Annotated in this window: 14 protein-coding genes and 1 riboswitch; of the genes, 3 read left to right on the top strand and 11 right to left on the bottom strand. The window is 57.8% G+C overall.

Features of this window, described 5'->3' with window-relative positions; genetic code table 11:
* The 3 genes from GO007_RS08075 to GO007_RS08065 form a co-directional block, all read right to left on the bottom strand.
* Nucleotides 1–211: GlgB N-terminal domain-containing protein (locus GO007_RS08075; RefSeq protein ID WP_143350147.1), on the bottom strand; the 211-nt coding region annotated here is incomplete at its 3' end.
* A gap of 576 nt (nucleotides 212–787) precedes the next feature.
* Nucleotides 788–2317 carry an EAL domain-containing protein gene (locus GO007_RS08070; RefSeq protein WP_095097893.1) on the bottom strand — a complete coding sequence of 510 codons (1530 nt, stop codon included), beginning with the start codon at nucleotides 2315–2317 and terminating at the stop codon, nucleotides 788–790.
* Nucleotides 2318–2532: 215 nt separating this feature from the next.
* Nucleotides 2533–3411 carry an AraC family transcriptional regulator gene (locus GO007_RS08065; protein WP_095097890.1) on the bottom strand — a complete coding sequence of 293 codons (879 nt, stop codon included), beginning with the start codon at nucleotides 3409–3411 and terminating at the stop codon, nucleotides 2533–2535.
* Nucleotides 3412–3569: 158 nt separating this feature from the next.
* Between GO007_RS08065 and GO007_RS08060 the strand changes: the two genes are divergently transcribed.
* The gene (locus GO007_RS08060; RefSeq protein ID WP_095097887.1) at nucleotides 3570–4325 is read left to right on the top strand and encodes an SDR family NAD(P)-dependent oxidoreductase; all 756 of its coding nucleotides are present in this window, start codon (nucleotides 3570–3572) and stop codon (nucleotides 4323–4325) included.
* 29 nt (nucleotides 4326–4354) lie between these two features.
* Here the strand turns inward: GO007_RS08060 and GO007_RS08055 are convergent, their stop codons facing one another.
* Nucleotides 4355–4984 carry a TetR/AcrR family transcriptional regulator gene (locus GO007_RS08055; protein WP_095097884.1) on the bottom strand — a complete coding sequence of 210 codons (630 nt, stop codon included), beginning with the start codon at nucleotides 4982–4984 and terminating at the stop codon, nucleotides 4355–4357.
* A gap of 37 nt (nucleotides 4985–5021) precedes the next feature.
* Between GO007_RS08055 and bdcA the strand changes: the two genes are divergently transcribed.
* Nucleotides 5022–5735, top strand: coding sequence for an SDR family oxidoreductase (gene bdcA / locus GO007_RS08050; protein ID WP_095097881.1), 714 nt, complete (start codon nucleotides 5022–5024; stop codon nucleotides 5733–5735).
* Between the two features lie 242 nt (nucleotides 5736–5977).
* On the opposite strand, the gene GO007_RS08045 is transcribed toward bdcA, so the two are convergent.
* The 3 genes from GO007_RS08045 to GO007_RS08035 all read right to left on the bottom strand — a co-directional run bounded on the left by GO007_RS08045 (nucleotide 5978) and on the right by GO007_RS08035 (nucleotide 7656).
* Complete coding sequence (locus GO007_RS08045; RefSeq protein WP_095097878.1) at nucleotides 5978–6223, bottom strand: DUF2543 family protein; 246 nt, start codon at nucleotides 6221–6223, stop codon at nucleotides 5978–5980.
* Between the two features lie 168 nt (nucleotides 6224–6391).
* Entirely contained in the window at nucleotides 6392–6883 is a 492-nt protein-coding gene (locus GO007_RS08040) for a GNAT family N-acetyltransferase (protein ID WP_095097875.1), read from the bottom strand.
* 95 nt (nucleotides 6884–6978) lie between these two features.
* Complete coding sequence (locus GO007_RS08035; RefSeq protein WP_095097872.1) at nucleotides 6979–7656, bottom strand: transporter substrate-binding domain-containing protein; 678 nt, start codon at nucleotides 7654–7656, stop codon at nucleotides 6979–6981.
* 242 nt (nucleotides 7657–7898) lie between these two features.
* A riboswitch (Fluoride riboswitch) is annotated at nucleotides 7899–7973 on the top strand.
* A 42-nt stretch (nucleotides 7974–8015) separates the two neighbouring features.
* Here GO007_RS08035 and GO007_RS08030 point away from each other — a divergent pair.
* Complete coding sequence (locus GO007_RS08030) at nucleotides 8016–8975, top strand: DHHA2 domain-containing protein (RefSeq protein WP_095097869.1); 960 nt, start codon at nucleotides 8016–8018, stop codon at nucleotides 8973–8975.
* Between the two features lie 40 nt (nucleotides 8976–9015).
* Here GO007_RS08030 and GO007_RS08025 read toward each other — a convergent pair whose 3' ends face one another.
* The 4 genes from GO007_RS08025 to livM all read right to left on the bottom strand — a co-directional run bounded on the left by GO007_RS08025 (nucleotide 9016) and on the right by livM (nucleotide 13344).
* Nucleotides 9016–10299 carry a citrate synthase gene (locus tag GO007_RS08025; RefSeq protein ID WP_095097866.1) on the bottom strand — a complete coding sequence of 428 codons (1284 nt, stop codon included), beginning with the start codon at nucleotides 10297–10299 and terminating at the stop codon, nucleotides 9016–9018.
* A 173-nt stretch (nucleotides 10300–10472) separates the two neighbouring features.
* Nucleotides 10473–11189, bottom strand: a complete 717-nt coding sequence (locus tag GO007_RS08020) for an ABC transporter ATP-binding protein (RefSeq protein ID WP_095097863.1) — start codon at nucleotides 11187–11189, stop codon at nucleotides 10473–10475.
* A complete protein-coding gene (locus tag GO007_RS08015; protein ID WP_095097860.1) occupies nucleotides 11186–12061 on the bottom strand; it encodes an ABC transporter ATP-binding protein in 876 nt (291 codons plus the stop codon). Before GO007_RS08015 ends, GO007_RS08020 begins: the two co-directional genes overlap by 4 nt.
* A complete protein-coding gene (gene livM, locus GO007_RS08010; RefSeq protein ID WP_095097857.1) occupies nucleotides 12058–13344 on the bottom strand; it encodes a high-affinity branched-chain amino acid ABC transporter permease LivM in 1287 nt (428 codons plus the stop codon). Before livM ends, GO007_RS08015 begins: the two co-directional genes overlap by 4 nt.
* Nucleotides 13345–13353 lie beyond the last annotated feature (9 nt).

Raw genomic sequence — 13353 nt, 5'->3', positions numbered from 1 at the left:
CGCTAAAGAAACCGCGCGAGTCGAGGCACTCAAGCTTGCCGACTTTGCGTCCGGTTTTCGGTTCAATCACCCACACGTCGGTGGCATCGGGTAATAATGCGCGTACTTCCAGCCCGGCATCGGTGGCGTGCATGCCAAGCACGGAGAATGGATCGGAACAACGGCCTGCAAGAAGTGCTGAAATCACACTTTTATCATTATAATCAGACATGTCAGTCACCCTACTATCATCCTGCGGAAAGAATTAAAACGTCTCTTCCTGCTTTATTGATCCGGTAATATCCCGCAGCGATGCTACGCATCGAAATATCAACCCGTTATTCCAGAGCCTTAAGACATGTCGGTCGTCCACCAATATAGAGTGATTAACCTCCTGAAAAGTGAATTAAATGTGCCGTACGTATTTTGTATTATCTACCTTCAGAATAATTACTCCTGATTTTCTTTCTGTGAGTAAACACGCATTTCTAAATTAACGGAAAAGCAAGCAATGATATTATTACGCTCGTCACACTAACTTTTCGTGTTGGCATCCTGTGCCCACTCAGAAAGTAAATTTCGCCATGATGAAGCGGCACGATTTACCGAAGAACAGGCATGGTCGCGAGGACAAGAGAAGTCTATGGTTGTGGGGTCAGTCAGTCCCGGCGGGTATCAGACCTTTCTCATGCATTTAAATTTCGGGCAAAAATAATCATTGAGATCGTGGGCGGCGTGAATCTCATGTTAGTTCTGGGCCCATGTTCATCGCCGCAGGTGAAGAATCATGAGAGCCAAAGAACTTCCCTTAAGCCCTGGTTTTCGGTGCTGCGCCTAATGCGCGGATATAGTCGCTTACCGGCACGGGTCGGGAAAAATAGTACCCCTGAAATATCTCTATCCCCAGGGCCCGCAGAACCTGCAGCTGATTATTATCCTCGACCCCTTCCGCAATGATGTGGCAATTAAACTTCTGCGCCAGGTTCACCATATTTTTAACGACCAGCGCCGAGGCCTCGTTCGTCCCGACGTTGGACGTGAAGACCTTGTCCACCTTAATGAACTCCGGCTGAAACTGCTGCAGGTAGCTGTAGTTCGCGTAGCCGGTACCAAAATCATCGAGGGAAAACTGCACCCCGAGCTGGCGGAGCTTCCCGGTCACCGCGTCAGTTTGCAGCGTGTTTTCGATCGATTCACGTTCTGTAATTTCGAGGACTACCCGAACGTCCGCGCCCTTTAGCTGCGACTGAAATCGTGTGCACAGCGCCACGATGTCATCGTCCTGGAAGTTAACGGCGCAGGCGTTAAAGCAGATATAAAGCCCTTCCGGCAGCAGCGACTCATGTTCACGCAGCTGGCGGATCGCCTCGTTGAAGCAGATGGCCGTCACGCCTTTAATCAGACCGGTTTGCTCGGCCACCGAGATGAATTTGTCCGGGGGAATAAAGCCGAGCTTCGGATGTTCCCAGCGCACAAGCACCTCTCCGCCGACAATCCGCCCCTGCTCACCTTCCACAATCGGCTGGATGTAAGGCTTCAGCTGTTTATGCTGTATCGCTTTGCGGAGCATAAACTCTAACGTGCCGCGGTAGCCCAGATAGCTTCTGAATAACCAGGTCAGCAGCGCCGACACCACAAGAATGGCAATAAACAGGTTCTGCTCATAATGGATAAACGCGGAGAGGCCAGCCAGGCCGCTGCGGTCGGCAATGACGCTATATCGGAACTCCCCGGATTCGAGCGGCACCGGGATGGCGATACGCGCAGCCGTGCTGACCTGACCATTACGGTCCAGGTAGCGGTCTCCCATCTTCAAATACAGGTGCGAGTCGCCGTCCAGCACCCGCAGGACGTTATACAGGTAGTAGCCGTCAATACCGATCAGCACGCTGTTGCCGCTTCGGTCCTGCAGAGTGTAGACAACCAGCGATTTGGAAGGCGTGATCTGATTGCCGCCCATCAGGATCAGCGAGCCGTCCGGATAGGCGGCCTGATTGAGGCTAAATGTCTTACCGCCAAAAACGGAGGTACAGTATATTTCATCACGCTTTGCCATGCTCACCGTCCTGACGTCCGGAATGGTGGCAACAATAGTGCGCAGGCCCGTCAATACTTCCTCACCGCAGCTTTCGCCCAGATATCCTCTGGCGCGCTCGGCCGCCAGCTCGGCGTGGCCGAGCGTGACGTCGAGGCTGGTGATAGCCTGTTTCAGGCGGGAATGAATATCTTTATCCAGAGAGTACTGCATCTGCAGATAGCACAGCGCGATACCCAGACTCATAACCAGCAGGAAAAACACCAGAAGCAGAGGGCTATGGTATGCCGGAGGTCTTTTCATTGAGAGGTTCCAGTAAACGGTCTGAGCGGGAAGTTATTTTTTAACACCGGTACGCTTGTGGTAATGATAATTCAACGCATGAAAAATGTCCGCCCCCGCGGGCAAACGGAGCCACAACCGCTGATAAATCGTACTTTTCAGCCGAAAGCCAAAGGCATCACCGGCCTACGGCTGCCCCGCCTCCCGAGCGCGTTGAGCGTTTAACCCGCTTCGAATCAAATGCTGGCTTTCGCAACTCGCATATCACGTCCCGGCGGCGCGCCAAACATACGGGCATATTCACGAGTGAACTGCGGAATGCTGGCGTAACCAACCGCATACGCCGCCTGTGCGATGCCCGTGCCGTCGGTCAGCATCAGATGGCGGGCGTGAATCAGGCGCAGCTGTTTCTGGAACTGGAGAGGCGAGGTCGTGGTCATAGCCCGAAAATGCTGATGGAACACGGAAACGCTCATGCCCGCCGCGCTGGCAAGTTCTTCAACGCTTATCGTGCGCGTAAAATCTTTACGCAGAATAGCGACCGCACGACTAATTCGCCCTGAATGGCTATCCACCGCGCCGAGGGCGCGAATCGCGGGGCCGTGTACGCTGCGGAGCAGCCAGTAATGCAGTTCACGTCGTAATCCGTCTCCCAGAATGGCCATCGCCTCCCGCTGTTCAAACAGCCTGGCCAGCCGATAAGCCGCGTCCGTAACCTCGGCATTGATCGGTTCAATCCCGACGCAGGGCGTATCCCCCTGCTCTGCTGGCGCAGCATCCTGAAGCTCACGCAGGATCGCGGTATCCAGTTCCAGCACCAGGGAATAGTAAGGATGGCGCAGGCTGGCCTCGATAATCTGGCTGCTGGTCGGAACATCGGCGGCAATGACCATAGCCTCGCCCGGACCATATTCAAAACTCCTGCTGCCGGTGGTGACGCGTTTACGCCCCTGCAACAGCATCGCAATCAGAGGTTTGTTAATGGCCGCCTGTAATTCGGCGGGGTGTAAAGCCCGGATAATCGTCAGCCCCGAAACTGGCGTAACGACAAGCCCGTTACGGTCGGCATGAGCATCGGCATAACGGCGACAGAGATCGAACAGAGCAGTACGCATAACATCCTTTCAGGCAAGTTTTTAAGCGATAGTATGCGGTAATTCGCGGCAGAACGAACGGCTAAAAGAGAAATGAGCAAATAATAACAAGGATCGGGCAATTTGGACGGGCGGCCAGGTTCTATTGTAGGGACACCACCAAACAGAAAGGACATATCATGAGCAAAATCGCACTCATCACTGGCGCTAACCGCGGCCTTGGCCGCAACGTCGCGATCGCAATTGCGCAACAGGGAGGCGATGTTATCGTCGCCTACAGAGGAAACGAGGACCAGGCTAACGCGGTTGTGGCAGAGATCCGCGCCCTTGGCCGCAAGGCGGTCGCTCTCCAGCTTGACGTGGCGCAGACGGCAAACTTCCCGACCTTCGCCGAAACGCTGCGCATACAGCTTGCCGAGGTCTGGAGGCGCGACACCTTCGATCGTCTGATTAACAACGCCGGTCACGGCGAGTTTGCCGCCGTTGCCGATACTACCGAAGCGCAGTTCGACGGGCTGTTCAGCGTGCACGTCAAAGGAGTGTTTTTCCTGGTTCAGGCGCTTTTGCCGCTGCTGGCCGACGGCGGACGGATCGTTAATTTTTCATCCGGGCTGACCAGGGTCTCATATCCAGGATTTTCCGCCTACGCGGCGGCAAAAGCGGCGGTGGAAATGCTGAGCGTTTACATGGCGCGCGAGCTGGGCTGGCGCGGCATTACCGTCAATACCATCGCGCCTGGCGCAATTGAAACCGATTTCGGCGGCGGACTGGTGCGCGACAACGCCGAGGTCAACGCCCGGTTTGCCGCCATGACCGCGCTCGGCCGCGTTGGCGTTCCCGACGATATCGGGCCGATGATCGCCAGCTTGCTGCGGGACGATAACCGGTGGGTGACCGCACAGCGTATCGAGGTGTCGGGCGGGCAGACCATCTAGCCCCGAACTCCTGCCAACAGGGTCTGGCCTCAGCGAGGCAGCAGCTGCTCCAGCGCCAGACCCGCCAGGCGTACGGTTTCCTGAAGACGCTCCAGGCTATCCCCCGCCCGCGCTTTCGCGGAAAGGCCGGCCATCAGGGTGCTGATAAAGTCTGCCAGTCTCACCGCATCCTGCGGATATCGCTGGGCTATATATGCCCGGATGTTATCTTCCGCGGCAGTATGCAATTCGCTCGCGGCCTCGCGCGCAGGGCGATCGTTGCAATGGATACCTTCCAGAACCAGGCACCCCGCTGCCGTCGGGTCGGCAACGTAGCGCCTGGCCGCCTCGTTCAACACATCGATCAGACATTGAGCCACCGAACGGTCAGCGCGCAGAAGTTCCGCAAAAGGAATCGCTCCGGTGTGGCTGTAGCGATCTAACACGCGGGTGTACAGGCCGAGCTTACTGCCAAACGCGGCATAGAAGCTGGGCGGATTGATGCCGAATGCCTTTGTCAGGTCGGCAATGCTGACCGAGTCATAACCCCGGGAATGAAAAAGATGTTGCGCAATTTCAACGGCCTGCACCGGATCAAACTGGCGGGGACGCCCCGGGGTGCGAACCTGTTTTGTAGTACTCACTACATTACTCCTTGACAGCGTGATTTGCCGAAGCATATTGTAATCCTCACTACAATATCATGAGGAACAGGCAATGGCTGCATTTGAGAACAAATCGGTACTGGTTTTGGGCGGAAGTCGCGGTATCGGCGCGGCTATCGTGCGCCGCTTTGCTGCGGATGGCGCGTCGGTTGTCTTCAGCTACGCCGGATCGCCGGACGCGGCGGCGGAACTGGCGGCAGAAACCGGCAGCGTAGCGGTACGGGCGGACAGCGCCGATCGCGAGGCGGTGATCAAGCTGGTGCGTGATAGCGGGCCGCTGGATCTGCTGGTGGTCAACGCGGGTATCGTCCTCTTCGGCGATGCGCTGGAACAGGACAGTGATGCCGTCGACCGTCTGTTTCGGATCAACATTCATACGCCCTACCATGCTGCGGTCGAGGCTGCCCGTAAAATGCCGGATGGCGGACGCATTATTATTATCGGCTCGGTGAATGGCGATCGCATGCCCATCGCGGGAATGGCCTCTTACGCCGTCAGCAAATCAGCTCTGCAGGGGCTGGCGCGCGGATTAGCGCGTGATTTTGGCCCGCGCGGGATCACGGTCAACGTCGTTCAGCCCGGCCCTATCGACACCGATGCTAACCCGGAGAACGGCCCGATGAAGGAGCTGATGCACAGCTTTATGGCCATTAAACGGCACGGGCGTCCTGAAGAAGTGGCGGGAATGGTCGCCTGGCTGGCAGGCCCGGAGGCTTCCTTCGTCACGGGGGCCATGCACACAATCGACGGCGCGTTTGGCGCATAATCGTTATAAAGGCCACCGCGTCGTGGCCTGCTACTCAATGCTCCGCAGATTTCACGCTGCTGAGCATTGATGTACCGGACGAGCCGGTGCTGACGACCAGGCCCGCGAGGATACGCCAGCTCTGCCAGGCGATGACCGGGCGGCAAGCGTAAAAAAAGATCCCCTTCCGCTGTGTTACTCGCCTTAAGTCGTAAATATACGCGTCCCGTAGTCCGCCCCGCGCTCGCCCTCTCAGACCGCGTTTACTCGTTGCCCCACTGATTCAGAAACTCCGCAATATCATCGATCCGCGACGCTGCGATCCCGGCCTCAGCGGCCAGCTCTTTCTGCGTGTTTTCGCTGATCTCTTCGTTTGCCATTAAGCGGGTAATCAGCGCCTGGAAATAGGCGGCCAGCGGCTGACGTTCTGATTCATTGACCGGTTTGGCTGATTCAGTCGCATACTCATCCACGATGTCATAAAATTTCAGCGGTATTTCATTGGTCATTACGTCTTTCCTCATGGCTTGATATTGATTGACTGAACTCCCGACGCGCAAACCTGCCGCTCTTATTCGGCGCAGGTTTACGGCCCGTCAGACGATTCTACCCTATAATTCACGGGCGCACGGCCCACAATATTAACCGCTCGGGGGCGGTTTTCCCGACAAGCAATATTACAGCGCCAGCATCATTTCATGCCACGCCATGCCGCCATGATCGGATGCCGACGGCTTGATATATTGAAAACCAAAGTGCGCGTAGAGATCGACGTGGCGATCCTTGCACATCAGATGAACGGTCTTCTTATTCATCGACCTCATCTGCGATAAAAATTCGCGCATCAGCAGAGATGAATAGCCCTTACCCTGGAAATCGGGGTGCACCACCACCGACATAATCACCACGTTGGGCGCGGCGGCATCGTGCCCGACCAGCTCCTTAAACTCTTCATCTGACATCACCACCTCCCAGGCGCAGCCTGCGTTGATGAAACCGACGATTTCACCCGCGATTTCCATACACAGGAAGCCTTGCGGATATCTGGCGATACGGGTCGTGATTTTTTCTAACGTCGCGGCTTCATCGCCTTCATAAGAGGTGATTTCAATCGCGTAGCAGCGATTGGCATCGGCGAGCGTAGCCTGGCGCAATACGGGGGTGGTCATTACCTGAACCTCTTTATACTCATGTGGTTGCGAGCATAATACACTTCAGGCGGCCGCTTTGCGCTGCATTCTCTACGCCGCTGCGTCAGGCGGGCTTACTGCTCGGCCAGGTGGCGGTCAATAATTTGCTGGACCGAGCCGTCCTGCTGCCATTGCGTCAGCAGAGCAACCAGCCTTTCATACGCCGCGTCACTGCGCCGAGGAACGCAAATCGCCTGATTTATCTGACCGAAATTATCGGCCAGTACGCGCAAGCCGGCGTGCCCGGCGGCGGCACGTTCGAGAGGCTGGCGGATGCCCGCGGCCATATCCCCCTCGCCGTTGATAAACGCATCGATGGCCGCCTGCGATGAGCTCAGACGGTTGAGCGTGGCAAAGCGGAGCTGACGCGTCAGGTGCAGGTCGTACGCCGCGCCCTTGCCGACGTTAATCACCACTCCCTCTTTATCCATCTCCGCGACGCTCTGCCAGCGGCTCCGCGCCTTGACCAGCACGGTACCCTGAATGGTGATGTAGGGCTGGGTGAAGCGCAGGGTTTCCTCGCGCTGAGGATCTATCGCCAGAAAGGCAATATCCCAGACGTCATTTTGCGCATCGTCCACCACCTTAGCCGCCGCCGGATAGGTAACAAACTGCGGCGTAGCCCCCAGCTCTGCCGCAATACGCCCGGCAATCTCCGGCGTAATCCCGCCCGGCTGCCCGTCCGCCAGCGTCTTTGCCAGAACAGCGTTGCCGAGGTTAATCGCAAAACGTATTGGTTTAGCGGCGCTCATGCGGTGTCTCCCTGAAGCGATAATATTGAGGTGCTGAATTTCACCGACCTGCCGGCTACCGGGTATTAAGCGCCTGAATCAGGCTAAATGCGGTTAGCGTCCCCAAAATATAGCCTCATTTAAGCGCGTCGGGCAGAGCCGCCGCCGCGCTATTTCGCTGAGAAATCGCGGATCGGTGTGCTGGATCGATTCTGATTCATCACCACTGGTTATTGATTTCTCTTTGCGCCTTGGATAAGGTTTGGCGACAAGGTGATGGTGTTCCACCTTTCCCAACCGCCGGCTCTGTCGAACCGGATGATGACGCCTGATGTACAATTATTGCTGTTCCCCTACGGGCATGTATGTCAGGAGTTGCTATGCACAATCAACGCGCTTTATCTCTGCCTCTTACCTCAGCGCAAGAGTCCATTATCCACGTCTTTGGCCATCGGAACCCTGACAGCGACACGATCTGCAGCGCGCTGGTTGTGGCCGACTGGCTCAACTATACCGCCAGGCCGGCGCGCCCTTTCCGTCTGGGGGAGTTAACCCCGGAAACGCGGTATATTCTGCAGGTTGCGGGGGTCGCACAGCCGGATTTACTCGCCGACGAACTGACGAATAAAAAGGTCTGGCTGGTTGATTTCACCGACGTTGAACAAGGCCCGCTAACGCTCCCCGACAGCGATGTGATCGGCATTATTGACCACCATCGCGTAGGCACCATTGTGACCAAAAATCCGCCGGACGTTTGGATCCGCGCGGTAGGATGCTGCGCGACGGTTATTCTCACCATCCTGACGACGGAGAGCCCGATGCCGCTCAGCGCGGCCCAGGCGATCCTGCTGCTGGGAGCCATACTCAGCGATACGGTCGCCCTCAGCGGCCCCACCACTACGCCGCGGGACCGCGAGTCGGTGGCGATTTTGCGCGATATTGCCGGCGTTGATTACGACGCCTTCGTCGCCGGGCTGCTGGCGGCGAAAACCTCCCTGGAGGGCCAGTCCGCCGCGCAGCTGCTGCATCGCGATGCAAAAAATTACCAGATCCACGGCGTCTCTCTCCTGTTAGCGCAAATTGAGGTTCGCGATATGTCGGATATCAACCCGCATTTGCCCGGACTGAAACAGGAGATGGAGCGAGCCAGGCGCGAAATGGGGCTGGAGATGGTTGTTCTGATGCTAACCGACATTACCCATCGCCATTCCATCCTCTATTTTTCGCCCAACGACCTTATCCGCAGCCATCAGGTTTCCCTCCCGGGCATGACCAGCAGAAAAAAGGAAATTCTGCCTTGGCTGACCGAGCGCCTGGCCGCAGCGGATGAGCGATCGTGATATTTAACGGACGCCGCCCCGCTCACGGGACGGCGTGGGATTACACCTCGCGGCGGGAGACGTAATCTCGCGGGGCTTCGCCGGTGTAGATCTGCCGCGGGCGGTAAATACTCAGCGGCTCTTCATGCATCTCATTCCAGTGGGCCACCCAGCCCAGCGTGCGGCCGACGGCGGTTACCACCACAAACATTGACGAAGGCAGCTTCATCGCCTTGAGGATCGCTGCCGTATAAAAATCGACGCTGGGCGACAGGCCGTTTTCAATAAAGTAGGGATCGGTCAGCGCCACCTCTTCAAGGGCCATCGCCACCTGCAGCAGCTGGTCTGACATTCCCAGCTCCGCAAGCACCCGGTGACAGGTTTCGCGGAGAATAGCGGCGCGCGGGTCCAGGTGGCGGTAACGCGAGTTACCAAAGCCCAGGCGGCGGAACGCCTGCGGATCGCGCTTCGCCTTACTCAGAAAAACGGGCACCTGATCCACGGTTTCAATCTCTTCCAGCATCCGCATGCTGGCTTCGTTGGCTCCGCCGTGCATCGGCCCCCACAGGGAAGCGAGGCCCGCCGCAACGCAGGCAAACAGGTTTGCCCCCGAGGAGCCGGCGGCCCGCACCGTGGTGGTGGAAGCGCACTGGCCGTGGTCGGCGTGCAGCACCAGAATCTGGTTCATCGCCTCCTCAATAACCGGATTCACCACATATTTCTCCGCCGGAACCGCAAACAGCATATGCAGGAAGTTCCCCGCATAGGAGAGATCGTTGCGCGGATAGGGCGCGGGTTGTTCGATGGCGTATTTATAGCTCATCGCCGCCAGCGTCGGCATTTTTGACAGCAGACGCGTGGCCGCAAGGGCGCGGTGTTCAGGGTTTTCTACATCCAGCACATCATGGTAAAACGCCGCCAGCGCCCCAACCATCGCGCACATCAGGGCCATCGGATGGGAGTCGCGGCGAAAGCCGCTGCACATCCGCGACATCTGTTCATGCACCAGCGTGTGGCGGGTGATCGTATTGCGGAAAACCTGATAGCTGGATTCATCCGGCGCCTCGCCCCGCAGCATAATATACGCCACCTCAAGGAACTCGCACTGCCGCGCCAGCTGGTCTACCGGGTAGCCACGGTGTAGCAGCGTGCTGTTTTCGGTATCAATATAGGAGATGGCCGACCGGCAGCCGGCGGTATTGGTAAAACCAGGGTCGAAGCTGCATAGATCTGACTGATTTAGCGCGCGGATATCAATGCCCACGCGGCCCAAAGTCCCGGAAACCGTCTCCAGGGGAATAGGCTGTTGCCCATCGAAAGTAAGCGTTAGCGGTTTAGTGGCCATCCTGTAAAGTTCCCCCTGTACAACAAGCGTGTCATAAACCTGAATCAATTTTTCAGGCGCAACCTTGAACATAGCCGCAGTGGATTCGCTATTCTTTGATATGAATAGCTAAAAGGGGTAATTATTGCCGCCACGAATCAATAACGCCCCATGATTCGTGACAGCGTCACCTGTCACACCATCCCCAGATAGGCGTTCCGGACCTCCGGATTGTCGAGCAGCTCGCTCCCGGTTCCGCTAAGCCGGATCTGGCCGTTAACCATCACGTACGCCCGATCGGAAAGCTTAAGCGCGTGGTGGGCGTTTTGTTCCACCAGAAATAGCGTCATTCCCTGCGCCGTCAGTTCGCGCAGTATTTGAAAGATTTGCTTAACCACCAGCGGCGCCAGCCCGAGGCTCGGCTCGTCGAGCAGCAGCAGCTTCGGCCTGCTCATCAGCGCGCGGGCAATCGCCAGCATCTGCTGCTCGCCGCCGGAAAGCGTCATCGCCCGCTGCGTCCGCCGCTCTTCAAGCCGGGGAAAAAGCTGATACATGCGTCGCTTATCCTCTTCCTGATAGCGGCTGCCAATCGGGATGGTCCCCATCAGCAGGTTCTCTTCTACCGTCATATCCGCAAAAATACGCCGCCCTTCCGGCGCCTGAGCGATGCCGTTTCCGGCGATAAAATGGGTGGATTTTCGGCTGATATCCTCCCCACGATAGAGGATCTGCCCCTCCGCGATGCGCGGCTGACCAAAGATGGACATCAGCAGCGTGGATTTACCGGCGCCGTTGGCGCCGATCAGCGCCACCGTCTCTCCTTCATTGACCGTCAGCGAGACCTGGTTCAGCGCCTGAATCTGACCGTAAAAGACGTCCACCTGGCGAAACTCAAGCAACGGCTGACTCATACCGCAATCTCCTCTTCATCCGCGCCCAGATAAGCGGCGATAACGCTGATATTCGACTGGATCTCCTGCGGAGCGCCGCGGGCGATCACGTCCCCGCGGTCGAGGACGATAATATGATCGGAGATCTCCATCACCATCCCCATATCATGCTCAATCAGCAAAACGGTGATGCCGTGATGCTGGCGCAGAAAGCGGATAATTCGGCTCAGGGCGTGCGTCTCCGCAGGGTTCAGCCCCGCGGCGGGCTCATCTAAGCAGATCATCTCCGGGCCGGTGCACATGGCGCGGGCAATCTCCAGCCGCCGCTGCTGACCGTAGGAGAGCGTGCCGGCCAGCCGGTTGGCGCAATCCACCAGATCCACCACCTCCAGCCAGTAGAAGGCGCGGTCGAGGGCCTGGTTTTCGGCCTTACGATAGCCGCGGGTGTTCAGGATGCCGGCCACCAGATTACGGTTTACCTGCATATGCTGGGCCACCAGCAGGTTTTCGATCACCGACATCTCGCGAAACAGGCGGATATTCTGGAAGGTCCGCGCCAGCCCGGCCCGGTTCACCAGATGCGTCCCGCCGAACATTTTGTAGTAGATCCGCGACCCCAGACGCGCCGGGTGGAGCAAATCATCGGGACGTATTTTTTGCCCGAGGACCTGAATAACGTCGGTCATCGCGGCGCGGGCGTTGAGCACAATCGCCCCGCCCGTGGCGCGATAAAACCCGGTCAGGCAGTTGAAAACCGTGGTTTTCCCCGCGCCGTTCGGACCGATCAGCGCGGTAATCGATCCCCTTTCCACATCGAGGTTAACGTCGTTAAGCGCTTTGATACCGCCAAAATGCATCATCAGATGCTCTACCCGCAGAATGCTGTCGCTCATGGTGCCACTCCCTTGCGCACGGTAACCCCCATGCGGCTGGTTCGCACCAGCCCGCGCGGCCGCCAGATCATCATCAGTACCATCAGCACGCCAAACAGCAGGACGCGATACTCATCGAAACCGCGCAGCAGCTCGGGCGCGACGGTCAGCACAAAGGCCGCCAGCACCACCCCCAGCGTTGAACCCATGCCGCCCAGCACCACAATGGCCAGAATGAGCGCGGACTCAAAAAAGGTGAATGACGTCGGGTTAACAAACCCCTGGTAGGTAGCGAAAAAGACCCCGGCAATACCGGCGGTAGACGCGCCGAGCATAAAGGCCGAAAGCTTAACCAGCACGTGGTTGAGCCCCATCGCGCGGCAGGCAATTTCGTCCTCGCGCAGCGCTTCCCACGCTCGGCCGATAGGCATTCGCGTTAAGCGGTGTTTGATAAACAGCACCAGCACCACCACCAGGCACAGCACGCCATAGATAAAGATAAACTTCAGGTTGGGGTTGTAGCTAACGTGCAGAAACTCATGGATCGGCACCCCGCCGTCTTTCGCCCTGCGCCCGAACTCCAGCCCGAACAACGTGGGCGCCGGCACGGAAACGCCGTTCGGCCCGCCGGTAAAGCTGACCCAGTTATTCAGCACCAGACGAATAATTTCGCCAAACCCCAGGGTGACGATCGCCAGATAGTCCCCGTGCATTCGCAGCACCGGAAAGCCGAGCAGCGCCCCCGCCAGCGCCGCCATGATGGCCCCCAGCGGCAGCATCGCCCAAAATCCGAGCCCCAGATACTGGTAGCCCAGCGCCAGGCCATAGGCGCCAATCGCATAGAACGCCACGTAGCCCAAATCAAGCAGGCCGGCGAGCCCCACCACGATATTCAGCCCGAGCCCGAGCAGCACGTAAATCAGCCCAAGAATGGCCACCGTCAGCAGATACTTGGTGGCGATAGCCGGAAAGATCGCCGCCGCCACCAGCAGCAGCGGCACGATCCAGCGCAGCCGCGAGCGGTAGCCGACCGGACGGACGTAGACCCCGTCATCGGCCCCTTCAAAACGGGCGATAAATTTGCGTCCGCCGCGGCTTTGCAGCAGCAGGCTCAGCAGCAGCCTGCCGGCCATCACCACCGCGACGATGACCACCACCCGCTGGGTGGAGAGTTCAAAACTGTAGCCTTTCAGCACAATGCCGACGATCGGTCCAAACACTATCAGCGCACATAGCCCCGCCAGAACGCTATCAATCAGGCTTTTTTTAATATCCAGCCCTTGCTTGCGCGATGCTTCACCCATGCTTTACCC

The organism is Klebsiella sp. 10-1 (assembly GCF_009758445.1).
Classification (GTDB): Bacteria; Pseudomonadota; Gammaproteobacteria; order Enterobacterales; family Enterobacteriaceae; genus Klebsiella; species Klebsiella scottii.
This window is presented reverse-complemented; position numbering and strand designations above follow the sequence as displayed.

Bases quoted from the DNA above. Each gene is read 5' to 3' on its own strand.
- GO007_RS08070 (WP_095097893.1), bottom strand. From the start codon at position 2,317: ATGAAAAGACCTCCGGCATACCATAGCCCTCTGCTTCTGGTGTTTTTC.
- GO007_RS08065 (WP_095097890.1), bottom strand. From the start codon at position 3,411: ATGCGTACTGCTCTGTTCGATCTCTGTCGCCGTTATGCCGATGCTCAT.
- GO007_RS08060 (WP_095097887.1), top strand. From the start codon at position 3,570: ATGAGCAAAATCGCACTCATCACTGGCGCTAACCGCGGCCTTGGCCGC.
- GO007_RS08055 (WP_095097884.1), bottom strand. From the start codon at position 4,984: ATGCTTCGGCAAATCACGCTGTCAAGGAGTAATGTAGTGAGTACTACA.
- bdcA (WP_095097881.1), top strand. From the start codon at position 5,022: ATGGCTGCATTTGAGAACAAATCGGTACTGGTTTTGGGCGGAAGTCGC.
- GO007_RS08045 (WP_095097878.1), bottom strand. From the start codon at position 6,223: ATGACCAATGAAATACCGCTGAAATTTTATGACATCGTGGATGAGTAT.
- GO007_RS08040 (WP_095097875.1), bottom strand. From the start codon at position 6,883: ATGACCACCCCCGTATTGCGCCAGGCTACGCTCGCCGATGCCAATCGC.
- GO007_RS08035 (WP_095097872.1), bottom strand. From the start codon at position 7,656: ATGAGCGCCGCTAAACCAATACGTTTTGCGATTAACCTCGGCAACGCT.
- GO007_RS08030 (WP_095097869.1), top strand. From the start codon at position 8,016: ATGCACAATCAACGCGCTTTATCTCTGCCTCTTACCTCAGCGCAAGAG.
- GO007_RS08025 (WP_095097866.1), bottom strand. From the start codon at position 10,299: ATGGCCACTAAACCGCTAACGCTTACTTTCGATGGGCAACAGCCTATT.
- GO007_RS08020 (WP_095097863.1), bottom strand. From the start codon at position 11,189: ATGAGTCAGCCGTTGCTTGAGTTTCGCCAGGTGGACGTCTTTTACGGT.
- GO007_RS08015 (WP_095097860.1), bottom strand. From the start codon at position 12,061: ATGAGCGACAGCATTCTGCGGGTAGAGCATCTGATGATGCATTTTGGC.
- livM (WP_095097857.1), bottom strand. From the start codon at position 13,344: ATGGGTGAAGCATCGCGCAAGCAAGGGCTGGATATTAAAAAAAGCCTG.